The sequence below is a fragment of the Plantactinospora sp. CA-294935 genome (assembly GCF_050936445.1).
Lineage (GTDB): Bacteria > Actinomycetota > Actinomycetes > Mycobacteriales > Micromonosporaceae > Plantactinospora.
The window spans coordinates 4,382,956-4,408,325 of sequence record NZ_JBNJMU010000001.1 but is presented as its reverse complement, the minus strand read 5'-3'; the positions used below and the strand labels follow the sequence as shown (position 1 = coordinate 4,408,325).

At 73.5% G+C, this 25,370-nt stretch carries 23 protein-coding genes and 1 pseudogene; 13 read left to right on the top strand and 11 right to left on the bottom strand.

Translation table 11 applies throughout. The annotated features are described in order from the left end of the window. The 5 genes from ACQEVC_RS19720 to ACQEVC_RS19700 all read right to left on the bottom strand — a co-directional run bounded on the left by ACQEVC_RS19720 (position 1) and on the right by ACQEVC_RS19700 (position 8,244). Complete coding sequence (locus tag ACQEVC_RS19720) at positions 1-3,360, bottom strand: error-prone DNA polymerase (protein ID WP_432879527.1); 3,360 nt, start codon at positions 3,358-3,360, stop codon at positions 1-3. Between the two features lie 57 nt (positions 3,361-3,417). Then, complete coding sequence (locus ACQEVC_RS19715) at positions 3,418-5,082, bottom strand: DNA polymerase Y family protein (protein ID WP_432879525.1); 1,665 nt, start codon at positions 5,080-5,082, stop codon at positions 3,418-3,420. Positions 5,083-5,147: 65 nt separating this feature from the next. Then, the gene (locus tag ACQEVC_RS19710) at positions 5,148-5,897 is read right to left on the bottom strand and encodes a hypothetical protein (protein ID WP_432879523.1); all 750 of its coding nucleotides are present in this window, start codon (positions 5,895-5,897) and stop codon (positions 5,148-5,150) included. 161 nt (positions 5,898-6,058) lie between these two features. Further along, positions 6,059-6,508 (bottom strand): SAV_6107 family HEPN domain-containing protein, encoded by a 450-nt coding sequence (locus ACQEVC_RS19705; RefSeq protein ID WP_318394409.1) that lies wholly within the window; start codon positions 6,506-6,508, stop codon positions 6,059-6,061. A 476-nt stretch (positions 6,509-6,984) separates the two neighbouring features. Continuing rightward, positions 6,985-8,244: a hypothetical protein gene (locus ACQEVC_RS19700; RefSeq protein WP_432879520.1), complete on the bottom strand. Its 1,260-nt coding sequence runs from the start codon at positions 8,242-8,244 to the stop codon at positions 6,985-6,987. Positions 8,245-8,574: 330 nt separating this feature from the next. Here ACQEVC_RS19700 and ACQEVC_RS19695 point away from each other — a divergent pair, with 330 nt between their 5' ends. The 4 genes from ACQEVC_RS19695 to ACQEVC_RS19680 all read left to right on the top strand — a co-directional run bounded on the left by ACQEVC_RS19695 (position 8,575) and on the right by ACQEVC_RS19680 (position 11,973). Next, positions 8,575-9,546: an EamA family transporter gene (locus ACQEVC_RS19695; protein ID WP_432879518.1), complete on the top strand. Its 972-nt coding sequence runs from the start codon at positions 8,575-8,577 to the stop codon at positions 9,544-9,546. A gap of 127 nt (positions 9,547-9,673) precedes the next feature. Further along, positions 9,674-10,081 carry a GntR family transcriptional regulator gene (locus tag ACQEVC_RS19690; protein WP_432879515.1) on the top strand — a complete coding sequence of 136 codons (408 nt, stop codon included), beginning with the start codon at positions 9,674-9,676 and terminating at the stop codon, positions 10,079-10,081. 21 nt (positions 10,082-10,102) lie between these two features. After that, positions 10,103-10,993, top strand: coding sequence for an ABC transporter ATP-binding protein (locus ACQEVC_RS19685; protein ID WP_432879512.1), 891 nt, complete (start codon positions 10,103-10,105; stop codon positions 10,991-10,993). Beyond that, positions 10,990-11,973 (top strand): ABC transporter permease, encoded by a 984-nt coding sequence (locus ACQEVC_RS19680; RefSeq protein ID WP_432879509.1) that lies wholly within the window; start codon positions 10,990-10,992, stop codon positions 11,971-11,973. The genes ACQEVC_RS19685 and ACQEVC_RS19680 overlap by 4 nt, the downstream gene beginning before the upstream one ends. Before the next feature lie 39 nt (positions 11,974-12,012). Here ACQEVC_RS19680 and ACQEVC_RS19675 read toward each other — a convergent pair whose 3' ends face one another. Then, complete coding sequence (locus ACQEVC_RS19675) at positions 12,013-12,666, bottom strand: phosphatase PAP2 family protein (RefSeq protein ID WP_432879506.1); 654 nt, start codon at positions 12,664-12,666, stop codon at positions 12,013-12,015. Positions 12,667-12,881: 215 nt separating this feature from the next. On the opposite strand from ACQEVC_RS19675, the gene ACQEVC_RS19670 reads away from it, so the two are divergent. The 6 genes from ACQEVC_RS19670 (at position 12,882) to ACQEVC_RS19645 (ending at position 18,470) form a co-directional block, all read left to right on the top strand. After that, the gene (locus ACQEVC_RS19670; RefSeq protein WP_432879504.1) at positions 12,882-13,370 is read left to right on the top strand and encodes a YbaK/EbsC family protein; all 489 of its coding nucleotides are present in this window, start codon (positions 12,882-12,884) and stop codon (positions 13,368-13,370) included. Continuing rightward, positions 13,367-14,266, top strand: coding sequence for a monooxygenase (locus tag ACQEVC_RS19665; RefSeq protein ID WP_432879501.1), 900 nt, complete (start codon positions 13,367-13,369; stop codon positions 14,264-14,266). The genes ACQEVC_RS19670 and ACQEVC_RS19665 overlap by 4 nt, the downstream gene beginning before the upstream one ends. Further along, complete coding sequence (locus ACQEVC_RS19660) at positions 14,263-14,814, top strand: GNAT family N-acetyltransferase (protein ID WP_318394403.1); 552 nt, start codon at positions 14,263-14,265, stop codon at positions 14,812-14,814. Before ACQEVC_RS19665 ends, ACQEVC_RS19660 begins: the two co-directional genes overlap by 4 nt. Next, positions 14,811-15,629, top strand: a complete 819-nt coding sequence (locus tag ACQEVC_RS19655; protein WP_432879497.1) for a carotenoid biosynthesis protein — start codon at positions 14,811-14,813, stop codon at positions 15,627-15,629. The genes ACQEVC_RS19660 and ACQEVC_RS19655 overlap by 4 nt, the downstream gene beginning before the upstream one ends. A gap of 49 nt (positions 15,630-15,678) precedes the next feature. After that, complete coding sequence (locus ACQEVC_RS19650) at positions 15,679-16,815, top strand: glycosyltransferase family 2 protein (protein ID WP_432879495.1); 1,137 nt, start codon at positions 15,679-15,681, stop codon at positions 16,813-16,815. Positions 16,816-16,922: 107 nt separating this feature from the next. Further along, entirely contained in the window at positions 16,923-18,470 is a 1,548-nt protein-coding gene (locus ACQEVC_RS19645; RefSeq protein ID WP_432879492.1) for a phytoene desaturase family protein, read from the top strand. A 251-nt stretch (positions 18,471-18,721) separates the two neighbouring features. On the opposite strand, the pseudogene ACQEVC_RS19640 reads toward ACQEVC_RS19645, so the two are convergent. The 5 genes and pseudogenes from ACQEVC_RS19640 to ACQEVC_RS19620 form a co-directional block, all read right to left on the bottom strand. Then, positions 18,722-19,402: pseudogene (locus ACQEVC_RS19640) on the bottom strand (CDP-alcohol phosphatidyltransferase family protein); the annotation flags it as partial. A 124-nt stretch (positions 19,403-19,526) separates the two neighbouring features. Continuing rightward, a complete protein-coding gene (metF, locus tag ACQEVC_RS19635; protein ID WP_432879489.1) occupies positions 19,527-20,444 on the bottom strand; it encodes a methylenetetrahydrofolate reductase [NAD(P)H] in 918 nt (305 codons plus the stop codon). Positions 20,445-20,532: 88 nt separating this feature from the next. Continuing rightward, a complete protein-coding gene (locus ACQEVC_RS19630; RefSeq protein ID WP_432879487.1) occupies positions 20,533-20,793 on the bottom strand; it encodes a hypothetical protein in 261 nt (86 codons plus the stop codon). A gap of 214 nt (positions 20,794-21,007) precedes the next feature. Next, on the bottom strand, positions 21,008-21,457 hold the full coding sequence (locus ACQEVC_RS19625) for a hypothetical protein (RefSeq protein WP_432879484.1): 450 nt from the start codon (positions 21,455-21,457) through the stop codon (positions 21,008-21,010). A 165-nt stretch (positions 21,458-21,622) separates the two neighbouring features. Beyond that, positions 21,623-21,817, bottom strand: a complete 195-nt coding sequence (locus tag ACQEVC_RS19620; RefSeq protein ID WP_318394624.1) for a hypothetical protein — start codon at positions 21,815-21,817, stop codon at positions 21,623-21,625. 184 nt (positions 21,818-22,001) lie between these two features. On the opposite strand from ACQEVC_RS19620, the gene ACQEVC_RS19615 reads away from it, so the two are divergent. The 3 genes from ACQEVC_RS19615 (at position 22,002) to ACQEVC_RS19605 (ending at position 25,280) form a co-directional block, all read left to right on the top strand. Next, entirely contained in the window at positions 22,002-22,193 is a 192-nt protein-coding gene (locus tag ACQEVC_RS19615) for a hypothetical protein (protein WP_318394396.1), read from the top strand. A 256-nt stretch (positions 22,194-22,449) separates the two neighbouring features. Next, positions 22,450-23,838 (top strand): helix-turn-helix domain-containing protein, encoded by a 1,389-nt coding sequence (locus tag ACQEVC_RS19610; protein ID WP_432879482.1) that lies wholly within the window; start codon positions 22,450-22,452, stop codon positions 23,836-23,838. Between the two features lie 359 nt (positions 23,839-24,197). Continuing rightward, positions 24,198-25,280, top strand: coding sequence for a polyprenyl synthetase family protein (locus ACQEVC_RS19605; RefSeq protein WP_432879480.1), 1,083 nt, complete (start codon positions 24,198-24,200; stop codon positions 25,278-25,280). The last annotated feature ends 90 nt before the right edge of the window (positions 25,281-25,370 follow it).

The window sequence follows — 25,370 nt, the reverse complement described above, 5'->3', positions numbered from 1 at the left end:
TCAACGGAAGTCGCGGGAGGCGGGGGTGACCGGTGGGGTGATCGCATCGAGGCGGTCGGCGACCAGGTTGGTCACCCCGTCGTGCTTCTCCAGCATTCCCCGCACGACCAGTGCGGTGCTGGTCCGGGCCACCTTCCGGTAGCGCTGCCACAGCCCCGGCGAGCAGGTGACGTTGAGCATGCCGGTCTCGTCCTCCAGGTTGATGAAGGTGACCCCACCGGCGGTGGCCGGGCGCTGCCGGTGCGTGACGATGCCGCCGACCCGGACCCGCTGCCCCGGGTCGAGCCGGGCCAGCCTGGCGATCGGCACCGCGCCGACCGCGTCGAGCTGGGGCCGGACGAACTGGGCCGGGTGACTCTCCGGGGAGAGCCCGGTGGCCCAGACGTCCGCGACCAGCCGGTCCACCGCGTCCATCCCGGGCAGGGTCGGCGCCTCCGCCCCGGCGATGGTGCCGGGCAGCCGGTCCGGCTTGTCCTGCGCGGCGGCACCGGCCGCCCAGAGCGCGGCCCGCCGGGTCAGCCCGAAGCAGGCGAAGGCGTCCGCAGTGGCCAGCGCCTCCAGGTGCGCGGCGGTCAGGCCGACCCGGCGGGCCAGGTCGGGCATGTCCCGGTACGCCCCGTGCGCGGTCCGCTCCCGCTCGATCTTCTCCGCCAGGTCGTCGCCGAGGGTACGCACCCCGGAGAGCCCGAGCCGGACCGCCGGGCCGCCCAGCCCCCACCGGTGCGGCGGCTCGCCGGGCGCACTCCCCCACCGGGTTTCCGGGGTCGACTCCAGGGTGGCCTTGGCACCGCTGGCGTTGATGTCCGGGCGGCGTACCTCGACGCCGTGCCGGCGGGCGTCGTCGACCAGGGTCTGCGGCGAGTAGAAGCCCATCGGCTGGGCGTTCAGCAGCGCGGCCAGGAACGGCGCCGGGTGGTAGCGCTTGAGCCAGGAGCTGGCGTACACCAGGTAGGCGAAGCTCATCGCGTGGCTTTCCGGGAAGCCGAAGCTGGCGAAGGCGGAGAGCTTGAGATAGACGTCGTCGGCGACCTCGCCGATGATGCCCCGCTCGGCCATCCCGGCGTAGAGCCGGTCCCGGATCTGCGCCATCCGTTCGGCCGAGCGTTTCGAGCCCATGGCCCGGCGCAGCTCGTCGGCGCCACCGGCGTCGAAGCCGGCCAGGTCGATCGCGAGCTGCATCAACTGCTCCTGGAACAGCGGCACCCCGAGAGTCTTCTCCAGCGCGTTGCGCATCAGCGGATGCGGGAAGGTGACCTCCTCCAGCCCGTTCTTGCGCCGGATGTACGGGTGCACCGAGCCGCCCTGGATCGGGCCGGGCCGGATCAGCGCCACCTCGACCACCAGGTCGTAGAAGCAGGCCGGCTTGAGCCGGGGCAGGGTGGCCATCTGCGCCCGGCTCTCCACCTGGAACACCCCGACCGAGTCGGCCCTTTGCAACATCGCGTAGACCTCGGGGTCGTCCAGGGACATCGAACTCAGGTCGAGGGTCGACTCGATCATGTCGTACGCGTAGTGCAGCGCGGAGAGCATGCCGAGGCCGAGCAGGTCGAACTTGACCAGTCCGGCGCTGGCGCAGTCGTCCTTGTCCCACTGCAGCACGGTGCGGCCGGGCATCCGCCCCCACTCCACCGGGCACACCTCGATCACCGGCCGGTCGCAGATCACCATCCCGCCGGAGTGGATGCCCAGGTGACGCGGGGAGGTCTGCAACTCGTTGGCGTACGCGACCACGTGCTCGGGGATGTCGTCCACGTCGACCGCCGCCACGCTGCCCCACCGGTCGATCTGCTTGCTCCAGGCGTCCTGCTGGCCGGGCGAGAAGCCGAACGCCTTGGCGACGTCCCGCACCGCCGACCGGGGCCGGTACGAGATGACGTTGGCGACCTGCGCGGTGTGCTCCCGGCCGTACTTGGCGTAGACGTGCTGGATCACCTCCTCCCGGCGGTCGGACTCGATGTCGACGTCGATGTCCGGTGGGCCGTCCCGTTCCGGGGCGAGGAAGCGCTCGAAGAGGAGTTGGTGGCGTACCGCGTCCACGTTGGTGATCCAGAGCGCGTAGCAGACCGCCGAGTTTGCCGCCGAACCCCGGCCCTGGCAGTAGATGTCGTTGTCCCGGCAGAACTTCACGATGTCGTAGACCACCAGGAAGTAGCCGGCGAAGCCGAGCGCCTCGATCATCCCCAGCTCGTGGTCGAGCTGCCGGTACGCCTCCGGGTGCGCGTCGCGGGGGCCGTACCGCCGCAGCGCGCCGTCCATGGTCAGCTCGCGCAGCCAGCTCATCTCGGTGTGCCCGGGCGGCACCGGGTAGTCCGGCAGCCTCGGCGCCACCAGGTTCAGGTCGAAGGCCAGCTCGGCGCCGAACTCGGCGGCCCGGGCCACCGCGCCGGGATAGGCCGCGAACCGGGCCGCCATCTCGGCTCCGCTGCGCAGGTGGGCGGTACCGGCCGCCGGCAGCCAGCCGTCGATCTCGTCCAGGCTGCGCCGGGCGCGTACCGCCGCCAGTGCGGTGGCCAGCCGGCGGCGGGACGGGGTGGCGTAGTGCACGTTGTTGGTGGCCACGGTGGGCAGCCCGGCGGTGGCGGCCAGCTCGGCGAGCGCGTCGTTGCGGTCGCCGTCGTACGGGTCGCCGTGGTCGGTCAGCTCCACCGCCACCGTCTCCGCCCCGAACAGCTCGGTCAACCGGTCCAGCTCCCGGGCCGCCGCCTCGACCCCCTCGGTGAGCAGCGCCGCCGGCACCGTCCCCTTCCGGCACCCGGTCAGCACCAGTACGTGGTCCTTCAGCTCCCCGGCGACCTCTTCCAGCTCGCCGTAGACCGGGCGACCCTTCTCGCCGCCGCGCAGGTGTGCCCGGGCGATGGTGCTGGCCAGCCGGGCGTACCCCTCGGGGCCGTGCGCGAGCACCAGCAGGTGCCGGCCGAGCGGGTCCGGCTCGCCGTTCTGCGGCCCGGGCAGCCCGAGCGACAACTCGGCGCCGAAGATGGTGGGCAGCCGCAGTGCCCGGGCCGCCTCGGCGAACCGCACCACCCCGTAGAACCCGTCGTGGTCGGTCACCGCCAGCGCGGTCAGGCCCAGCCGGGCCGCCTCCTCGGCCAGTTCCTCGGGATGGCTGGCCCCGTCGAGGAAGCTGAAGTTGGTGTGCGCGTGCAGTTCCGCGTACGGCACCGCACCCTCGACCGGGGCAGGCAGCTCGGCCGGGGTGTAGCCGGGGCGCTTGCGGGTCCAGGCCGGGGAGTCTCCGCCGTCGGCGTCGACCGCGAGCGGATCCACCACGCGCAGCCGGGGCTCGCCCGGACCGCCGGGCCGGCCGGAGAGCGCGCGTTCCAGCTCCGACCAGGGCATGTCCGGGTTGTGGAAGCTCACCGCGCCACCCGCCCGGTCACAGCCCGCCCGCTCATGGTCCGCCTGCGCACCGCCCGCCTAGTCATAGACGGCCTCCACCCACCATCGGCCGCCGGCCAGGGAGAGCAGCAGCGCCGTACCGTCGGTCAGTCCCACCTGGAACCTGGCCCGCCGTCGGGCTTCCGCCGGGGCCCACCAGCGCTCGTCGACCGGCCACGGACCGGCCCAACTGACGATCTCCACCGGCGCTCCGGCCGCGACGGCTCCGGGCCCGTCGGCCGACGGGCGCACCGCCGGAACGACCCCCTCCGCCCGGGCCACCGAAACGGTCGCCTCCGGCCGGGCCGATGGTACGAGCACCTCCAGCCGGGCCGGTGCGGCGCTGATCTCCAGCCGGGCGGTCACCCGGACGAGTTCCCCGCCTGCGTCGTAGACCGCCGCCGGCAGCGGCTCGGGCAGTACGACCGCCGGTGCGGGAGACGGCAACCGGCCGGGCCACGGCGGAGCCGCCGACCGGCTCGGCACCCGCTCGTCACCCCAGGGCACCAGCCGGGTCTGGTCGACCGGGGAACGCCCGCCGCCGAGCACCGCGGTCAGCACCGATTCGGGGCCGAGGATGCCCTGCACCCGGCTCAGCGCCCGGTGTGCCCGCTCCCGTTCCGCCCCGGTCTCACCCCACAGCCCCGGTTGCAGGCCGACGTGCGCCAGCACCCCTTCGGGGACCAGGCGCAGCCGGATGATCCCGGCGGTCGGCCGGGGCGGGCCGGCCCGGCCGGAGCCGGGACGCCGGCTGGTCCCGGTCAGCCAGCCGTCGAGCTGCCAGCGCACCCGGTCGGCGATCGCCGCCGCGGTCAGCAGCCCGTCGTGCCGCCAGACCCGGCGCAGCTCCTGGCCGTGCGCGGTGACCGCCTCGATGCCGAGCCGGGTGCAGGCCAGCCCGTGCCCGGCGAGCGTGTCGTGCAGCCGCTCGGCGAGCGTCCGCGCGGCGAACGCCGCCGCGTCGACCCGGTCGAGCGGATCGTCGTACGTCTCGGTCACCGCCAGGTCGGGCGGCGGGCGCCGGACCGCGAGCGGGCGGTGGTCCTGGCCGGCGGCCAGCCGGTGGGCCAGCGTCCCGTCGAACCCGAACCGGGCCAGCACGTCCCCGGCGGGCAGCGCCGCGAAGTCGCCCAGGGTACGCAGCCCGAGCCGGCGCAGCAGGTCGGTCAGCCCCGGCCGGCCCAGCGCCTCGACGGGCAGCTCGGCGAGGAACCCGGCGGTGCCGCCGGGCGGGACGACCCGACCGGACCGGGCCGCCAGCCCGGCGGCGAAGACCCCGTCGGCGATCCCGATCTGGCTCTCCACCTCGCAGCTCTGCGCGACGTGCTCGACGATCCGCTCGGCGGCCTGCTCCTCGCCGCCGAAGTACCGGCTCGGGCCGCGCGCAGCGACCGCGCACGCTCCCGGACGGATCACCTCGACCCCGGCCACCACCTCCTCGACGGCGGCGACCACCGGCTCGAAGGCGCGTACGTCCCGGCCGGGGTCGTGGTCCAGTACGGTCAGCCGGGGGCAGCGGCTCTGCGCCTCCCGCTTGCGCAGCCCCCGGCGTATCCCCTCGGCGCGGGCGGAGGCGGAGGCGGCGACGACCCGGTTGGCGTACAGCACCGCGACCGGAGCGGCCGCCGGCACCCCGTCGACGATCTCCGCGGCGATCACCGGCCAGTCGGGGCACCAGAGCAGCATCGTCCGCACCGGCGCCACCGCACACACCTCCCTCGACCAGCAGTTATGCGGATCTTAGAACGTGTGTTCGACTCAGGTTGCCCCTACCCCTCCGCGGTTCTCGACGCGCCTGCCCTACCGACCACGGTGAGCGAGGCTCGGCGCGCTGCCGCCGCCCCCGACGGTGCCGACGCACGCGCTCGGGTCGACCCGTCGCCGGGCAGCCAGACCCGGATCTCCTTGGGGCGGGCCGCCGCGCCCCGGCCCCGGGCGGAGATCGTCACCTCCCGGCGGCGCAACCTGCCCCGGCCCTGCCCCAGCCCCTCCCAGGCACCCCGGATCACCTGGAGTGTCACGTCGGCACCGGTCCAGCGGCCGTACGGGACGAGCACGCTGCCACGTTGCCGGGCCCGGGCGGCCAGTCGGCTGACCACCGAGGCGGAGACCGTGTCGGGCACCGCCGCGACCACGACGTCGACCCCGTCGATCAGCGCGGCGACCACGGTCGCCCACTCCGGGCCGGGATGGGGGACGAGGGCGAGCCGGTCCAGCTCGATGCCGAGGTCGGCGGCGGCCGCCGCACCAAGGGTCGGTACTCCGACCACGGCACACCACGATCCGGACCGGGACGCCTCGGCGAGCAGTGCCAGCATCAGCGAGGTGCTGCCGCCCCGGGCCGGATGACCGAGACCGACCGCGACGGTGCTGCCCCGGCGCAGTCCTCGGTTGGGCAGCAGTCCGGCCAACTCGGGCAGCACCGGCAGCAGTCGATGTGCGCCGGCCGGGTCGGAGCCGCTCGCCGGGCGTACCAGCTCCGTCAGGGCGGCGGAACCGACCACCATCCGCCCCGCCATCTCGACCCCTGCCCCCCGCGCGTTTCCGTTGCTGTCTGCGACCCGTCGTACCGTGCGCAGCCTCGGCCGGACCGGTCCTCCGGCCCTGCGGACCGGGCGCCCCGGCTGCTACGTCGTGTGCCCTATCGAGCCGTGTGCCCTACCGATCGGTGCGACAGCGGTCAGGCGGCGATCCCGTCGAGGACGGGCTGGTGCGCCACCCCGAGTGCCACCTCGATCACCGCGACGAACTGTTCGGCCGCGCGGAGCAGGTCGTCGGCCTCCCGGGCGCTCACCACCCGGGGGATGCCCGCCTCGGCGGCGGCCCGCTTGGTGGCGCCGGTGGCGAAGTAGTTGGCCCACTCCCCCAACTCCGGGGCGACGACCACCAGCAGCGCCCAGACACTGGTGACCCGGTTTCGGCGGGTGGGTGCGGGACGGGCCCGGGCGGCGAGCATCGCCGCTGCCGCGCGCAGCGCGGCCAGGTGCGCGGCGGCGTATCGCAGGCCGTCGGGGCGGGTCTCGGCGGCCTCCGCCAGCCCCATCCGGGCGATCGTCAGTAGTTGGGCCGGGGTGCGGTGCGGCAGCACGTGCGACGGCACCGTCGGCGCCTGAGCCTGGCTGGTCGGCATGGGACTGTCTCCTCCGCGTCAACCCATTCACCGCGTCACCGTTGCCGGCCGGAACGACCACGCTGGTCAGCGCCAGCGCGGCGGCCGAGGGCGACGCACCACGTCGAACTAGCCGGCTGCGGAGGAAGACGCACCGGTGTGTAGCCGGCCGGATGTGGACGCTTCCCCACACCACACCCGGCCGGCCGAACCGGCGGGTTCGTCGTCCGCCGCCCGGGGGTCGTGGGCGGCGAACGACGATCCTGCCTGGTGGGTCCGGACTCGCGGATCCGGATCCCGTGCGGTCCGCGAAACCGCACTCGGGGGTTACGCCGCGAACGCCACCCCCGGCATCAGCCCGAGCATCCGGCCGGCGGACCGACTCGCATCGATCCCCGCCCAATCGAACACTCGTTCTAACTACTGGAGAGAGTACACCCCGGCACCGACAAAAACGCAAGCGAACGCGATCCGTCGGCGCAGTTGACGGGTACGGGTCAGCACCAGGTCAGCGTGGAGTTGTTCCGGGTGACGTTCCGGATCACGTTGTTGGCGCCGCCGCAGGGGCTCTGCCGGATGTTGGTGTTGGTCACCGTCAGGTTCTGGAAGGTGATGTTCGAGGAGAGCGGGAACTCGGTACGCGCCGCGATCCGGACCTCGCCACCGCCGGTCACCGTCCCGGACTGCCCGGCGATGGTGACGTTGTAGCAGTTCTCGATCAGGATCGAGTTGTTGCCGGTGTTCGAGATGGTCACCCGGTCGATCACCGCGCCGCCGCTCTCCGAGACGCAGAAGATGCCGCGCCCGCCGCCCCGGGCGATCACGTTGCCGACCCGGATGTTCGTCGGGTAGCTGCTGCCCACCCGGCCGTTGCGGTTGGCCATCCGGAACGCCGCGTACCCGGTGCCGGCGCCGGCGTTGTCCGCGTCGACCGTACCGATGGTGGCGTTGATGGTGTCGTTGAGCAGCAGTCCGGACTCGCCGACACTGCGGGCGGTGACGGTGCCGACGGTCAGCCCGTCCACCCCGTACGTCTCCACGCCCTGACTGCGGGTGCCCTGCACGTACACGTTGTCGATCCGGATGTTGCGGACCTTCACCGCCCGGTCGCCGCCGTGGTTGTCGATCCGCACCCCGAGACCGCCGGAGAGCCGCATGTCGATCTGACCCAGCGTCAGGTTGTTCACGTTGCGCATGAAGATGCCGTAGAGCGGCGCCCCGGTCAGGTTGAGGTGCTGCACCTCGATGTCGGTGGCGCCCCGGGCGTACACCGGGGCCTGGTCGCCGGAGCCGGAGCCGGTCACGTTGATCGTGCCGCAGACGTCCAGGATCGTGTAGCTCGGCAGCGAGATCCGGGAGTTGGCACTCACCGAACCCGACCCCCGGACGACCACCCGCTGCTTCGAGGTACGCCCCGACGACAGGCTGTTCACCGCGGCCTGCACCGCGGAGCGCATGTCACTGCCGGTGTAGACCGTGCTGCTGCCGTTGCGGGCGGTCCAGGTGCTGCCGTTCAGCACCGCCTCGGCGTTGTACGAGCCGCTGCCGCAGTCGGCGAGATCGTAGAGGTCGGGCGCCTCGCCGCTGTGCCGGGAGACGTGGTGGTCGCCGGTGGCCGCCGCCGCGGGGGGCAGCCCGACCGCGGTGCCGGCGCCGGCCAGCGTGGTCGTGAGCGCCAGCACCAGGCCGGTTTGCCAGCCGCGCCGTCGTGACCGGCGGTCGGGTGGTCTCCGGTCGGTGGTGGTGGTGAGCGTCATTGGTCCTCCTGAGCTGGGGGAACGGTGGCCGGGAAAGCCCGTGTCGACGACGGTCCGAAAGGGCCCGCCAGGACAACCACCGGAGCCGGTACGCCGAGGTGACGCGCCGGCAGGACAGGGCCGGATCGGAAAGGCCTTTCCCGACGTCGGCAACGTATCGAATCGTTTCAATTAAGTCAATGTCATCGATGGATGAGACTGCCCGGCCGACACGTCGAGGTCGACGTCCTCCCCGACCGGCCCGTAGTGCGGCCCGGCGTCGAGGGGGACCGGCGTGGTAATGACCAAAAGCTATTCGGCTCCTGACCGGTATCCGGCTACCCTCTCCCGGTGACGACTCGCAGACCTGCCCTCGGCGTGGCCATGGTGCTCTCCTCGGGCGTGCTGTTCGCCGTCAACGGCACCGCCTCCAAGCTGGTACTCCGGGCCGGCATCGAGGCCGCGCAGCTCACCCTGATCCGGGCCGCCGGAGCGTTCGCCGGGCTGCTCGCGCTGAGCCTGCTGCTCCGGCCCGGCGCCCGCCGCCTCCGAATCACCCCGGGGCAACTGCCGCTGCTGGTCGTCTACGGCCTGGCCGGGTTCTTCCTGACCCCGATGCTCTACTTCGTCGCCATCTCCCGGATGCCGGTCGGCATCGCGCTGCTGTTCGAGTACACCGCTCCGCTGCTGGTCGCGCTCTGGGCCCGGTTCGGACAGCACCAGCGGGTACGCCCCCGGCTCTGGGTCGGGCTGGCGGCGAGCCTCGCCGGCCTGGCCTGCGTGGCCGAGGTCTGGGGAGAACTCAAACTGGACGGGCTCGGGGTACTCGCCGGCCTCGGTGCCGCCGTACTGCTGGCCGGCTACTACCTGCTCGGCGCCCGGGGCGTACAGCGGCACGACACGCTCTCCCTGACCACCTGGGCGTTCGGCGCCTCGGCCGTGGCCGGGCTGCTCACCCGGGCGGTCACCGACGGCACCGGTGGCTGGGCACCGCTGGGCGGGACCAGCGGCGGCGTGCCGGTCGCGCTGCTCTGCGGGTACGTCGTCCTGCTCGGCTCCATCCTGCCCTTCCTGCTGGTGGCCGGCGCGTTGCGGCACCTGCCGGCGACCAGCGTCGGCATCCTCGGCATGGTCGAGCCGGTGATCGCCGCCACGGTCGCCTGGATCGTGCTCGGTGCCGGCGAGGCGCTCAACGCCGCCCAGCTCGGCGGCGGCCTGCTGGTGCTGGCCGGCGTCGCCCTCGCCGAGACGGCCCGGATCGCCGGGACGCCGGCCGACGCCCTGCCCGTTGCCGCCCCCGACGTGGTCGCGGCACCCCGCTGACCCGTGCGCGGCACCCGCCGACCTGCGTGCGGGACCGGAAGCGAGTCTTGACAGCCATCCGTCCGGGCAGGATGCTGTCTGTCCTATAGTCCTACTGTCGTAGGACAATAAGAAGGGATCGTTCCGGGTGATCGAGTTCGTACTGGACGGCCGGTCGAAGGTGAACACCTACGTGCAACTGGTGCAGCAGGTGAAACAGGCCCTCCGGGTGGGCCTGCTGAGCCCCGGCGACCAGTTGCCGAAGGTCCGTGACGTCGCGCAGGCACTGGCGATCAACCCGAACACGGTGCTGAAGGCGTACCGCGAGCTGGAGATCGAGGGGCTGGCGGAGGGACGGCCGGGGGTCGGCACGTTCGTCACCCGCACGCTCGCCGGGGCGTCCCTGCCCAACCAGGCCGAACTACGGGCCGACCTGGTGGCCTGGCTGCACCGGGCCCAGGCCGCCGGGCTGACCACCGAGGACGTGACCGCGCTGGTGGAGACGACGATCCGGGCCACCCTCCCGGTCGATCCGGCGGCGCAGCTATCCGCGTGAGGCAACGAGAGGACACCGAAGATGGAGACAGCGCTGGAGACCGACCAGCTCGGCAAGCGATACGGCACCACCTGGGCACTGCGGGACTGCTCGCTGCGCCTGCCGGCCGGACGGATCGCCGCGCTGGTCGGCCCGAACGGTGCCGGCAAGAGCACCCTGCTGCACCTGGCGGTCGGGCTGCTCCGGCCCGACGCCGGAACGGTACGCGTCTTCGGCGAGACGCCGTACGACAACACGACGGCACTGGCCGAGATCGGGTTCGTCGCCCAGGACACCCCGCTCTACCGGGACTTCACCGCCGGTGAACTGGTCACGATGGGCAGCAAGCTGAACCGTCGCTGGGACGGTACCCTGGCCCGGACCCGGCTGGCCCAGCTCGGCATCCCGCCGGACAAGCCGGTCGGCAAACTCTCCGGTGGCCAGCGCGCCCAGGTGGCGCTCGCACTGGCCCTGGCGAAACAGCCCCGGCTGCTGCTGCTCGACGAGCCGGTCGCCAGCCTCGACCCGCTCGCCCGGCGCGAGTTCCTCCAGGTCCTGATGGGCAGCGTCGCCGAGTCCGGCACCACCGTGCTGCTCTCCTCGCACCTGCTGGCCGACCTCGAACGGGTCTGCGACTACCTCGTCGTGCTGCACGGCGCCCAGGTCAAGCTCGTCGGCCCGGTCGAGGACCTGGTCGCCGAGCACCGGCAACTGGTCGGTCCCCGGCACGATGGCGAGCCGATCCCCGGTGTCGCGTCGGTGGTCCGGACCAGCCACACCGACCGGCAGTCCACACTGCTGGTCCGCACCGACGGGCCGATCGGCGACCCCTCCTGGACCGCACACGAGGTGACCCTGGAGGACGTCATCCTCGGCTATCTGGCCGACGGCGACCGGCCGACCAGCAACGCGGCGTGGGGGGTGCCGGCATGATCTGGCTGACCTGGCGGCAGCACCGCAGGCAGGCCCTGTTCGCACTGGCCGCGCTCGCCGCCCTCGCCGCGCTGATGGTCCCGACCGGCCTGGCCATGCGGAGCAGCTACGCCGACCTCGGGCTGCCGGAGTGCGTCCGTACGCTGGGCAAGGCCGGCCCGGGCGGCAACGAGTCCTGCCACGAGGCGTTCAACCAGTTCAACGAGAAGTACAGCACCCTGCTGCTGGTCGCCATCCTGTTCCTCGTGCTGCCCCTGCTGGTCGGCCTGTTCTGGGGCGCCCCGCTGGTGGCCCGTGAGGTCGAGCAGGGCACCCACCGGCTGGTCTGGACCCAGGGCATCAGCCGCCGGCACTGGGCCCTGGTCAAGTTCGGGCTCGTCGGCGCCGTCACCCTGGTCCTGGCGGTCGGCTACGGGCTGGGCGTCGGCTGGTGGCTGGCTCCGCTGAACCAGGCCGGCCGGCAGGTCCGGTTCGACCAGTTCTTCTTTGACATGCAGGGCGTGGCACCGATCGGGTACACGCTGTTCGCCGTCGCGCTGGGCATCTTCGTCGGCACCTGCTGGCACCGGATGCTCCCGGCGATGGCCGGCACCCTGGTCGGGTTCATCGGCCTGCGCGTCGTCCTGGCCACCCTGGGCAGACCCCGCTACCTGCCCGCCGAGACGCTCACCTTCCCGGTCCTGGACACCGCCGTCGCGCCGAACGAGATGGCCGGCGACTGGATCCTCACCAGCGGTGTACGGAACGCCGACGGCGAGCTGGTGGTGAGCGGCGGCTCGATCCAGTGCCCGCCGAACCCCACCGGGCCGGGCGCCGGCTGCGGCGAAGGGCTCGGTGTCGGGCCCGGGGCGTACAACTGGCAGCTCTATCAGCCCGCCGACCGGTTCTGGCTGTTCCAGGGCATCGAGACGGGGATCTTCGTCGCTCTCGCCGTACTCCTGGTCTATCTCGCCGTCCGCCGGATCCGCCGGATCGCCTGACCGGCCCGCCGTCGACCGCCGGAGCGTCCGGGCCGGCGGTCAACGGCGGGAGGCGGGGCGGAGCGCGATCAGCAGTGCGGCGCTGGCCGCCGCGCCGAGCAGCAGCCCGGCGACCACGTCGTGCGGATAGTGCACTCCGGCCGCCACCCTCAGCGCCGCCACCGCCGCGGCCACCGGCACCGCCACGTAGCCGAGCCGGGGAGCCAGCAGGACCAGCCCGGTCGCCAGCCCACCGGCCAGGGTCGAGTGGTTGCTCGGGAACGACCAGTCCCCGACCGGCGGGCAGGACACCCAGGTCACCACGTCGGCGAACGCGCGGCACGGCCGCTCCTGGTCGACGACCAGCTTCACCGCCTCGCTGACCAGGTACGCCAGCACCGTGCCGAGGCCGACCAGGAGCGCGCCGAGCGCGTCGGGGGTACGCCTGCGCCGCCAGCCGAGCCAGCCGACCCGGGTCAGCAGCCCGGCGAGGACCAGCAGGCCACCAGCGGCGGCGTACTCCCCCAGGCCGTGCAGCCAGCCGGGCAGCTCACCGGCGTGTCCGACCATCCCCCGGTACGCCTCGGCGGACGGCCCGTCGGTCACCACCCGCGGCCGCGGATCGCCCAGTCCGCCCGGAGCCAGCAGGGCCACCACCGCCCCGCCGAGCAGGAGCAACGGCACCACCAGCAGAATCCGCCGCAACACACTCATAGCGGATCAACGTAGTCGCTCGTTTCCCCCGACGTCTCCGGTCGAAGGTCATTCGTCCGTACGACCTTCGTCAGGTCGACCGACCGGTCGCGGCGTTACCGGCGGGCGGTCGGCCCCGCCGAGGGCGACCCGACACCGGCGACCTGGCCGGCGGGACGTCGCCGACGCCGGGAGGCAGGCACGACACCGCCGGCCTGGCAGGCAAGATAGAACCCATGCAGCCACATCCGAACGTGCGGGCGGTGCAGGACGCGCTGGACAACGCGGGCGGCCGCGACGGCTCCGGCGGGCCGAGCCAGGTCCGGATCCTGCCGGAGGCGGTGCACACCGCGGCCGCCGCGGCGGCGGCCCTCGGTGTCGAGGTGGGCCAGATCGCCAACTCGCTGATCTTCGACGCGGGCGGCGATCCCCTGCTGGTGCTCACCTCGGGGGCGCACCGGGTGGACACTGCCCGGGTCGCCGCCGACCTCGGGCTGCCCGCGTTGCGCCGGGCCAGCCCGGAGTTCGTCCGGGAACACACCGGCCAGCCGATCGGTGGCGTCGCCCCGCTCGGGCACCCGAAGCCGATCCGTACCCTGGTCGACACCGCGCTCGCCGACTTTCCGGAGATCTGGGCAGCCGGCGGCGTGCCCCGGGCGGTCTTCCCGACCACCTTCGCCGAGCTGCTGCGGATCACCGCCGGCAGCCCTGCCGGGGTGGCGTGAGCGGGCCCGACCGCGACTCGACCGGGCGCGGCACGCCCGGGCCGCCCGGCGACCCGACCCCGGTACGGCTGGTCACCCTGCACGTCTGGCGGGTGCCTTCGCGCGCCCTGCCCCGGGCGCTGACCCGGATGGCCGTCGACCGGCACCGGCTGCGGGCGCTTCCCGGCGTACGGTTCGGCAAGCTGCTCGGCACCGGGACGGGCACCGGGTTCGGCCCCTCCGACGCCGACCTGACCCGTTGGGCCGCGCTGGTCGTCTGGGCCGACCCGGAGCGGGCCGCCGCATTCGACGAGACCCCGGTGGGCCGGGCCTGGCGACGCGTGGCCCTGGCCGGCGCCCGGCTCGACCTGCGACCACTGGCCAGCCGGGGCCGGTGGTCCGGAGCCGAGCCGTTCGGCGGCGTATCCCGACCCGGAGCCGAGCCGTTCGGCGTACCCCGACCCGGAGCCGAGCCGTTCGTCGGCGTACCCCGGTCCGGGCCGGACAGTGCAGCGGCGGGCGCCGCACCGGACCGGCCGGTACTGGCGCTCACCCGGGCCCGGTTGCGACCGCTGCGCGCCGGCACCTTCTGGCGGGCCGTCCCGCCCGTCGCCGCCGCGCTGCGGGACGCTCCCGGCCTGCTGGCCCGGTTCGGCATCGGCGAGGCGCCGCTCGGCTGGCAGGGCACGGTCAGCGTGTGGCGGAACGCGACGTACCTGCGTCAGTTCGCGTACCGTTCCCCGGAGCACCGCGCGGCCATCGCTCGTACGACCAGCCAACGCTGGTACGCCGAGGAACTGTTCGCGCGGTTCGAGGTAGGGAATCTCGCCGGTGACCCGGCGGTGCTCGGCTGGGTCGGGTCCGGCGGTGCCCCGGAACCCGACACCGGCCAGGTAGTGAGGAGCGGACGACCATGAGGCTGGTGCCGTGGAAACCGGACGATCTCGCCCGGCGGCTCGACGAGGTGGTGTCGGTCTACGGCGAGGCGATGGGATACCGGGCCGAGTTGCTGGAGGCCCGTCGCGGCTACATCGCGACCCACGTACGCCGGCCGGGGTTCCGCGCCGTCGCCACCCTCAGCACCACCGGTCACCTGGTCGGCTTCGGCTACGGATATCTCTCCGCGCCCGGACAGTGGTGGCACGACCAGGTCTACAACGCGCTCTCCGGCGACGCCCGCAAGACGTGGTTCGAGGACTGCTTCGAGGTGGTCGAGCTGCACGTCCGGACCGCCGCCCAGGGGCACCAGCTCGGTGCCCGCCAGCTCCGGGCCCTGCTCGGGATGGCCGAGGGCAGCACCACGCTGCTCTCCACCCCGGAGGCTGACGAGCGGACCTCCCGGGCCTGGCGGCTCTACCGACGGTTCGGCTTCGTCGACGTGTTGCGGGACTTCCGCTTCCCCGGCGACGAGCGGGCCTTCGCGGTGCTGGGCCGGGACCTGCCGCTGCCCCCGCCGGAGCGATGACCGCCGGAGCGACGACCGCCGGAGGACCTCCTGCCGGCCGGCTGAGCTGGCTGCTGCTCGGCGTACTGGTGCTGGCCCAGATCGGCTATCCGCTGACCGGGGGCGCCGAGCGGGCCCGGCTGACCGTCGCCACGGTCTGTCTCGGCTGGCTGCTGTCGGTGAGCCACGCCCTGCTCACCCGGGGTCTCCGGGTGGCCGTCGGGCTGGTACTGGTCACCACCGGCGGCGGGCTGGCGGTCGAGGCGCTCGGCGTGGCCACCGGCGTGCCGTTCGGCGGGTACGCCTACTCCGGCGTGCTGGGCCCGAAGCTGACCGGGGTACCACTGGTGATCCCGCTGGCCTGGACCTGGATGGCCTGGCCGGCCTGGCTCGCCGCGGTCCGGCTGACCCGGCCCGGGGCGGCCCGGATCGGGCTGGCCGCGGTGGGGCTGGCCGGCTGGGACCTGTTCCTCGATCCGCAGATGGTCGCCGAGGGCTACTGGAGCTGGCGGGACCCGGATCCGGCCCTGCCGGGGGTGCCGGACGTCCCGGTCAGCAACTACCTCGGCTGGCTGCTCTTCGCCGTACTCCTGATGGCGCTGCTCGGGCCGGTCGCCGGCCGGACCGCCGGGCTCGCCGCCGTCCGGGACGCCCCGATGTACGCCCTCTACCTCTGGACCTACGCCGGCAGTGTCCTCGCGCACGCGGTCTTCCTCGGCCTGCCCGCCTCGGCCGGCTGGGGTGGGCTGGCCATGGCGGTCGTCGCCGGCCCGCTCGCGGTGCGGCTGGCCCGACGGCGACGGCGGTCCCGCAGCGGCGCCACCGCACCGGCATGACCGGCACGCTGCCCGGCTGGACACCGGGCACCGCCGTCGGACCGCCGGCATGACCGGCACGCTGCTGGGCTGGGCGCTGACCGCCGTGGTCGGGCTGCTGACCGGGCACGCCTGGCTCAACGCCACCCGCTGGCTGCGCCGTCCCCCGCCCGGCGCCGCCCGCACCGACGAGCCGGTCGCGGTGCTGCTGCCGGTACGCGACGAGGCGACCCGGGTCGGGCCGTGCCTGCGGGCGCTGCTCGCCCAGCGGGGCGTACCCGAGTGGGAGATCGTGGTGCTCGACGACGGGTCGACCGACGGCACCGCCGAGGTGGTCCGGGCGGTCGCGGCCGGAGATCCCCGGGTACGCCTGCTCGGCGGTGCACCGCCGCCGCCCGGCTGGCTCGGCAAGCCGTACGCCTGCCAGCAGCTCGCCGACCGGGCCGACGCGAGGGCGCAGGTGTTGGTCTTCGTGGACGCCGACGTGACGCTCGGCCCGTACGCGGTCGCCGCCGCCGTGCACACGCTCCGGTCGGCCTCGGCGGTGCTGCTCTCCCCGTACCCCCGGATCGTGGCCGGCTCGCCGGGTGAGCGGCTGGTCCAGCCGCTGTTGCAGTGGCTCTGGCTGACCTTCCTGCCGCTGGCGGCGATGGAGCGCTCGCCCCGGCCGAGCCTGGCCGCCGCCGGTGGCCAGTTCCTGGTGCTGGACCGGGCCGGCTACCGGCGGGCCGGTGGGCACGCGGCGGTCCGGGACCGGGTGCTGGAGGACATCGAGCTGGCCCGGGCGGTGAAGCGGTCCGGCGGGCGGATCGCGCTGGCCGACGGCTCCCGGCTGGCCGAGTGCCGGATGTACGGCTCCTGGCCGGAGCTGCGGGACGGCTACACCAAGTCGCTCTGGGCCGCGTTCGGGTCGCCGGCCGGCGCCACCGCCGTCGTGCTCCTGCTGCTCCTGCTGTACGCCGTGCCGCCGCTGCTCGCCGTCGGCGCGGCACTGGCCGGCGCGCCGACGGCTGCCCTGGCGGCGCTGCTCGGCTATCTGCTCGGGGTGCTCGGACGCCTGGTCAGCGCCCGGGCGACCGGCGGCCGGGGCTGGCCGGACGCATTGACACATCCGTTGTCGGTCGCGGTCCTCGGTTGGCTCACCTTCCGGTCGTACCATCTGCGAAGGCGGGGGCGGCTCACCTGGCGGGGCCGACCGGTGCGCTGATCCGTGGAGGGGACGGTCGGCGCGCCGAGCCGGCGACGGGTACGCACCCGCGCGCCGCTCCGGCCACCGGTACGGCGACGGCGGTTGACCGTGACGAGGGGGCGTACGTGAGTCGGGTGGTCGTCATCGGCGCGGGCGTGGGCGGTTTGGCCGCCGCAGCCCGATTAGCGGCACTCGGCCACGAGGTCGCCGTCTACGAGCGGTCCGATGTGGTCGGTGGCAAACTCGGCCGGTACGTCCGGGAGACGCCGGTCGGGACGTTCCGGTTCGACACCGGTCCCAGCCTGCTCACCCTGCCGCAGGTCTTCGCCGACCTGTTCGAGGCGACCGGCGCCAAACTGGACGAGTACCTCGACCTGATCCCGCTGGACCCCATCGTCCGGCACGTTTTCCCACTGTCGTCGATCGAACCACCGCTGCACGGGCCGGCGGTGGACAGGCCGGCGCCGGGCCGGGCGGGCCCGGGGACGGTGCTCGACTCGTGCGCCGATCCCGAGGTCTTCGCGGCCCGGATCGCCGAGCGGTTCGGCGCGGAGTCCGCCGACGACTGGCGACGGCTGTGGCGCCGCGCCGAGCGGGTCTGGACGGCCTCCTGGCGGGACGTGCTGCGCCGGCCCGTCGACTCCCCCCGGGACCTGGCGAAGCTCTCCTGGCGGCTCGGTGATTTGGCCGCGATCGCCCCCGGTCGGACCCTACGCGACCTGGGCCGGCGCCACCTGCGCGATCCCCGGCTCCGGATGCTGTTGGACCGGTACGCCACCTACACCGGCGCCGATCCGCGCCGGGCACCGGCCGCGCTCGCCGCCATCCCGTACGCCGAACTGACCTTCGGCGGCTGGTACCCGCGCGGCGGGCTCGGCGCCCTCGCCGACGCGCTGCTCTCCCGCTGCCTCGACCTGGGTGTGGTGGTGGCGACCGGCAGCACCGTCACCGGCATCGACGCGGCCGGCGGTCGGGTGCACGGGGTACGGCTGGCCGGCGCCGTCAACCCGGTACCGGCGGACGTCGTGGTGGCGAACACCGACGCGCTGACCCTCTACCGGGATCTGCTGCCGACCCCGGACCGGCTGGCCCGGCTGACCGACCGCAGCCTGGCCGGCTTCGTACTGCTGCTCGGAGTACGCGGTGAATCCGGGCTGGCCCACCACAACGTCTTCTTTCCGGCCGACTACGACGCCGAGTTCGACGCGGTCTTCGGCGACCCCGGCCGGGGCGTACCGGCCCGCCCGGTGGCCGACCCGACGGTGTTCGTCAGCGTGCCCGACGATCCACTGGTCCGGCCGGCCGGGCACGAGGCATGGTTCGTACTGGTCAACGCGCCCCGGCAGGGACGGACGCTGGGCGGGGTCGACTGGCGCCGGCCGGGGCTGGCGGACGCCTACGCCGACCGGGTCCTCGAAGTCCTCGCCGACCGTGGTGTGGACGTGCGGGACCGGCTGGTCTTCCGCGAGACGCGTACCCCGGACGACCTGGCCAGCACGGCCGGCGCCCCGGGCGGGGCGATCCACGGCAGCGTCGGCGGGCTGCTGCGGCCCGCCAACCGGGGTCCGGCCCGTGGTCTGTTCCTGGTCGGTGGCTCCACCCACCCGGGCGGCGGACTGCCGCTGGTAGCACTCTCCGCGCAGATCGTCGCGGGCGAGATCGGCCCGGCCTGATCGCGGCCGTCACTCGCGGCCATCATCCAGGTGGCTCGCCGCCGTCACTCGGGTGGTTCGCGGCGGCTCAGTTCGACTCCGGTCGGCTCGCGGCGGGCCAACTCCTTGCCGGGGACATCGGTGCCGGTCGACTCCTCCCCGATCGGCTGGCGACCGGAGGACTCCACCCCGACCGGCCGACCGGCGGCCGACGGTTGCCCAACCGGCGCACTACCGCCCGGCCCTCGGCCGGTCGGCTCCTTGCCGGTGTCCAGCGACCGGCGCACCGCCGAGAGCAACTGGACCATGCCGAAGAAGCCGAGCAACACCCAGATCGCGGTGGCCACGGTGATCGTGCCGGCCGCCAGCTCCGGCATGATCAGATGTGCCACCCCGGCGACCAGCAGTCCCACCACGGCGACGCTGACCCGGCTCGGCCGCTCCCCCACGGTGACGGTGCCGATCTCCTTCATCCCCGCCGAGACCGAACGGGCCCGGGTGTACTCGTGCAACCAGGAGAGCGCTCCGGCCGCCACCACCAGCACGCCGGGGGCGCCCACCAGCCAGAAGGCGATCAACCAGAGGACCTCGCCGACCCGGTCGGCCAGCGAGTCGTAGACGTACCCGAGCCGGGTCGTCCGGCCGGTGACCACGGCGACCGCGCCGTCGATGCTGTCCGCCACGGCGGCGAGCAGCACGAACCCCGCCGCCAGGAGCGGCCCGACCGGCCCCGGCCGGGACTGGCCGACCGCCACCGGTACGCCGATGCAGAGCAGCACCCCGAACACCGTCACCGCGGTCGGCGACACGTGCAGCCGGGCGAGGAAACAGCCCAGGACGTACGACATCCGCAGCCAGCGGCGCACCGAGGTGGTGGCCATCCGGGGGTCGAAGCCGCCGTGCAGCCGCGCCCATTTGTTGGCGTACTCGTCCCACGTCAACCGGTTGCCCACGCTGGCTCAACCGTCGGACGGCGGCCCAGGTCGCGCCTGCGGGCCCGGATCCGGGTCGACGGCGGGGCCGGCGTGGCGTCGGATGCCGCCGCACGGGCCCGGCACCGGCTCGGGCCGCATCCGTTCAGACTCCGACGCCGGCCTGGAGGCTCTGCCATACCTCGCGGGTCGCGGTCGACCGGTTGAGGGTGATGAAGTGGATGCCGGGCACACCCTCGTCGAGCAGTCGGCGACACATCTCGCTGGCCTGCTGGACGCCGAGCCGGCGGACCGCCTCCGGATCGTCGGCGACCCGCTCGAACTGCGCGGCCAGCGCGGGCGGGAACGGCGCCCCGGAGAGCTGCTGGGAGCGCTCGATCGTGCTGAGCTGGGTGACCGGCATGACGCCGGGCAGGATCGGCGTGTCGCAGCCGGCCGCCGCCACCCGGTCGCGCAACCGGAGATAGTCGTCGGCGTCGAAGAACATCTGGGTGATCGCGAAGTCGGCTCCGGCCCGGCACTTCTGGATGAAGTACCGCGTGTCGGTGGCGATGTCCGGCGACCGAGGGTGTTTGTACGGGAACGCCGCCACCCCGACGCTGAAGTCGCCCGCCTCGCGGACCAGTCGGACCAGTTCCTCGGCATAGAGGACACCGGCCGGGTGCTGTACCCACTCGCCCATCGGGTTGCCCGGCGGGTCGCCGCGCACCGCGAGCACGTTCCGCACCCCGGCGCCGGCCAGCCGGCCGATCACGTTGCGCAGCTCGGCGACCGAGTGGTTGACCGCGGTCAGATGCGCCATCGGCAGCAGGGTGGTCTCGGTCGCGACCCGCTCGGTCACCGCGACGGTGGTGTCCCGGGTCGTCCCGCCGGCACCATAGGTGATCGAGACGAACGACGGGCGCAGCGACTCCAGCTCGCGGATCGCCTGCCAGAGCAGCCGCTCGCCCTTCTCCGTCTTCGGCGGGAAGAACTCGAAGGAGAAGGTCGGCGCGGGACCACGGACGAGGTCCCCGATCGACGGCCGCGAGTCGGGGAGGACAGAGGGAAGACCGAGCGCCACGCCGCGACTCTACCGGTCGGACCGGCTCGGCCTTGCACCATTCGGTCCCGTTCGGGTGCGGAGTCCGCTTTTCGATCCCATCTAAGGGTCACCCATGGGCGTCGGGAGCCCGACAGGCGGCGAGCAGTCCGCGTACGGCGATCTGCCGGCCGTGGCAGGGCCAGGGGTCGGCGCAGGCACGGCAGACGTTCGGCCCGGCCGGGCCGGAGACCGGGGGCGCCGGCCCGGCCGGCAGCGGACTGTGCTCCCGGTGCAGGCGTACCGCCAGCCGCCAGGCCATCGGCTGCACCACCTCCGGCGGCGGCTCGTCGGGCGGGTTCTCCGGGTCGAACGGCAACTCGGTGGGCATGGCGGCACTCCTCGGCGGTCGATCGAAATCGACGGTCACCGGTGCCGGCCGGTGCCTCGGGGAGGCGTACCGGTCGACGGTGGCCGTCGCCTCCGATCGAACGGCGGATCGGGCCGACGGGGAGGAGCCGGCGGGGAGGGGCCAGCCCACTGGCCCCCGGGGCCAGCACTTTGGCCCCCGGGGCCAGCACGCGTACCGGCTGCGGGGCGGGGAGCTACCGTGCCGGAGTCCTCGCGTACGCCCACGGCCGCCGGTACCGCACCAGGGCCGCCAGCAGTACGACGGTGAGCACCGCCGCACCGCCGTCCGTGACGTACGACGGCAGCAACCCCGGCACGCCGAACCGGTCCCGGGTGGCCTCGAAGACCTCCGGCGGGATCATCACCAGTCCGGCCGCCTGGGTCGCGTTCACGGCCAGCACCGTCCAGAAGACCCAGGCCCATCCGGTCCTGGCGAGCAGGCCGACGGCATTGCCGACCAGGTAGACGCAGCCGACGATCCGGAACCCGGTCAGGAAGCCGGGCGCGTCGGCGTGGGCCTGCGCCTCGGTCGAGCCGGCCAGCCGCATCATCTCCTCCATCGCCCGAAGGTCGATGATCACGAAGTTCTGTAGCGTCGTGCCGACCAGGAAGAGAAGCGAGCAGACGAGGGTCAGGTTCTGCACCGGTCGGGTCCACCGAGTCGGTATCCGGCTGCCCCGAGGATCATCGGTCTGACGTACGGAAGCGGACATGCCCTCCGACGCTAGGTCGGTGGCACGGGTGGCGTGATCGGGGATGATCCCCATCCGTCCCTGAACCGCACCCCGAACCGGACTACAGGCGGGCGTTCAGTCCGTGACCAGGTCAGGGCGGTGCTGCCGGATCCACGCCTCGACATCTGACTTGCGCCAGACCTTCCCCATCACCAGTTCTTGGTACGGCTCGGGAAAGTTGCGGTGGCTGGTAATCACGTGCACTCGCTGTTTGCTGATGCCGCCGAGCATGACACGGATCTCGTGTGCTCCGACAAGCTCAGGCTCCACACCAAGGACGCTAGATCGTTGACCCTACGCCTTGACTAAGGTCAACGACAGAGGGCACCTTAGAGGTATGACTCCGGCCAACCACTCGCCCGTCTTCGACCGCCTGCCACCTCGAATCCATCCACATCCACCGACTCGGCCGCTCTGGCTCTGCCGCACCTGCGCCGCACCGTGGCCATGTCCGATGGCACGCCTGCTCCTCCGGGGCGAATTCGAACTCGCGCCGGCTGCCCTGTCGATCCTCATGGTGGCCGTGCTCCACGAGGCGATGACCGATCTGAACGCGCTGAATCCGAGTAGGGATCCCAATCTGGCCGAGATGTTCGCGAGATTCGTTGCCTGGACCGACCGAGGTCCGCAGTCCCCGACACGGTGAGAAGTCACGACCACGCTACGACCCGAGTTGATGAGATGTCGGGGGTAGAACGTCGTACCCAGCCGGTAGGAATTGAGCCGCGCAGGGAGGGCGGTTCGCCGGTCTGGGGTCGTGCGCGGGGGTCAGCAGCAGGTTCGTCAGATCGTCACCCGTCGAAGGACCGCCCATGCCCCGACCCGAACACCACCCGCATGACTCCGCGTCCCGCCGCCGCGCCGGGCCGGCTTCACTCGGCACCTTGCTGACAGAATTGCGCTTGGCCAGAGGCTGGAGCCAGCTCCGGGTGGCCGAGCAGCTCTGCGCCGCCTCCGGCGTACCGACGGTCAGCCGGCACGAGGTGTCCCGGTGGGAGCGGCAGCAGCGGGTGCCCGGCGAGTTCTGGCTGAACTGGCTGGCGGCCGTACTCGAAGTGCCCGTCGAAGAGCTGGCGGTCGCCGCCGCCGCGAGCCGGCCCACGACGGCCGACGGCGGAGAGGGCAGAGACGGTGGAAATCCGGGCGTGGCCCGGGCCCGGCAGGAGTTGCTGACCTCCGCGCACACCTGGCTCACCGATCCGGACGGGCCGGTCGGACCGACGATCACCATCCCGGTCGAACCGATCCGAGCGACCTCGGTCGAACCGGCCGGAGTGGTCTCGGTCGAATCGGCCGGAGTGGTCTCGGTCGAATCGGCCGGAGTGGTCTCCGGTGGGCCGGCGTGGATGGATTCGGGCCGGTCGGGAACGGCTGGCGAGCAGGCACCCGAGTTGCCGCTCGACGCGGCCGGGCTCGCCGGGGTGCGGCGGCTCGACGACCTGGTGGGCGGAGATGACCTCCTGTCGTCCCCGGCCGGCCGGCTCACCCTCGCCACGGCGCGGTGCGCGACCGGCCGCCCCGGGCGGCGGGCACTGCCGCTGGTCGCCGAGGCGGCGCAGCTCGCCGGCTGGCTGCACACCGACGCGGGCAAGGTCGGTGCCGCACTCCGCGCCTACCGGCTGGCGCTGGCCGCTGCCGCCGGTGCCGGTGACCGGAGCCTCGGCGCGCACGTACTCGGCTCGGCGAGCCACCTGCTCAGCGCCTTCGGCGACGCCCGGGGCGGCCTGCTGCTCGCCCGTACCGGATATCTCGGCGCCCGGCGTACCGCCCCGGCGGGACTGCGTGCGCTGCTGCTGCACCGGATCGCCTTCGGCGCGGCGCGGTGCGGGCGGCGCCGGACCGCGTACGCCGCGCTGCGCGCCGCCGAGCGGGCGGCCGGACGACGCGAGCCGCCCCGGGAACCGGCCTGGCTCTACTGGCTGGACGAGGGCGAATTCGCCGCGATGACCGGCCGCTGCCTTGCCGCACTACGCCGCCCGCTGCGCGCCGAGCCGCTGCTCCGCGCCGCGCTGACCCGGCCTGGACAGCCGAGGACGGCGGCGGTTTACGGCGCCTGGCTGGCCCGCGCCTATCTCGACCTCGGCGAGTGGGAACGGGCCGCCGAGGTGGCGGACGCGGCGCTACTCGACACCGTACGGTCCGGGTCGGCGCGGGCGGCGGCCGAACTGGCCGGTGTCGGCCGGCGGCTCGCGGTGTACCGGACGGAGTCTGCCGGCCGACGGCACGCGGCGCTGGCGGCAGCCGCCCGTCGCTACCTGCCCGCGACACCGCCGGCAGCTCTGGCCGGATGACCCCACACGCCCGTCCAGTCGACCGGGGCGGGTCGGACGGCGATGAGCCGGTCCCGGCGTCGACCGAGGCACGCCGGATGCCCCCGAGCCGCTGACCATGAGCCGGTGCCGGACGGCAATGAGCCGATCTTTCAGCCGGCGTGGCGGGGGCACGCCGGCTGATCGTCGGCGGCTCCGCCGGCGGCACTCATCGATCAATCTCTCTGCCGGAAGGGGTGGGCCGCACCGGCGGCGAGCGAATCGATCATGCCTGTGAGCAGGGCGGACAGTCGGATGAGTCAGGTGACGCCGGCCACGGCCCGAAGCTGGTGGCGTAGCCGCACCACACACTCGGATGGTCGATCCACTAGCGTCATGGCGTGACCGCATCCGCCCCCGTCCCACCGGTCGACCGCGCTGGCCTGCGCCAGCGGGTCGACAACTCGTTGGCCCGGTTCCTCGTCAGACAACGCGCCTGGATGACCGGCGTCGACGACGGGCTCGCCACGGTCGCCGACGCGCTGGAGGCGTTCGTGCTCGGTGGCGGCAAGCGACTGCGGCCGGCGTTCGGCTACTGGGGCTACCGGGGGGCGGGCGGGCTCGACTCCGACGAGATCGTCAGCGGCCTGGCCGCACTGGAGTTCGTGCAGGCGAGCGCCCTGATTCACGACGACCTGATGGACCGGTCCGACACGCGGCGCGGCGAGCCGTCGATCCACCGCCGCTTCGCCGCTCAACACCGGGCGGCCGGCTGGGGCGGCGAACCGGACGGGTTCGGCGAGTCCAGCGCCATCCTGCTCGGCGACCTGTGCCTGGTCTGGTCCGACGAGCTGCTGCACGACAGCGGCCTCGACCCGATCGTGGTCAGCCGGGCCCGGCCGGTCTTCGACGAGATGCGTGCCGAGGTCACCATCGGGCAGTACCTGGACGTGCTCGCCCAGGCGACCCGGGACGCCTCGGTCGACCGGGCGAGCAAGGTCGCCCGGTACAAGTCCGCGAAATACACCGTCGAGCGACCGCTGCTGTTCGGCGCCGCGCTCGCCGACGCGCCCGCCGAACTGCGGGCCGCGTATTCGGGGTACGGGCTGCCGCTGGGCGAGGCGTTCCAACTCCGGGACGACGTACTCGGCGTATTCGGCGATCCCGGCCAGACCGGTAAGCCGGCCGGGGACGACCTGCGGGAAGGCAAACGTACCTACCTGGTGGCGGCAGCCCTGGAGGCGACCAGCCCGGCCGGACGGGAACTGCTGAACCGCCGGCTCGGTGACCCCGGGCTCGACCGGGCCGGCATCGAGGTCCTGCGCGAGATCATCACCAGCAGCGGGGCACTCGACCGCACCGAGCGGCGGATAGCCACGCTCACCGACACCGCGCTGGCCGCGCTGGTCGGCGTCGATCTGGAGGCCGAGGCCCGAGAGGTACTGGTGGACCTCGCCGTCGTGGCCACCCGCCGCAAGGACTGAGCCGACAGGGCCCGCTCTTGACCGCCCGTCTTTCCGGCCTCCCGGGCGAAACCGGCCGTCCGGCGTACCGGCGACTGGAGATGCTGGTCT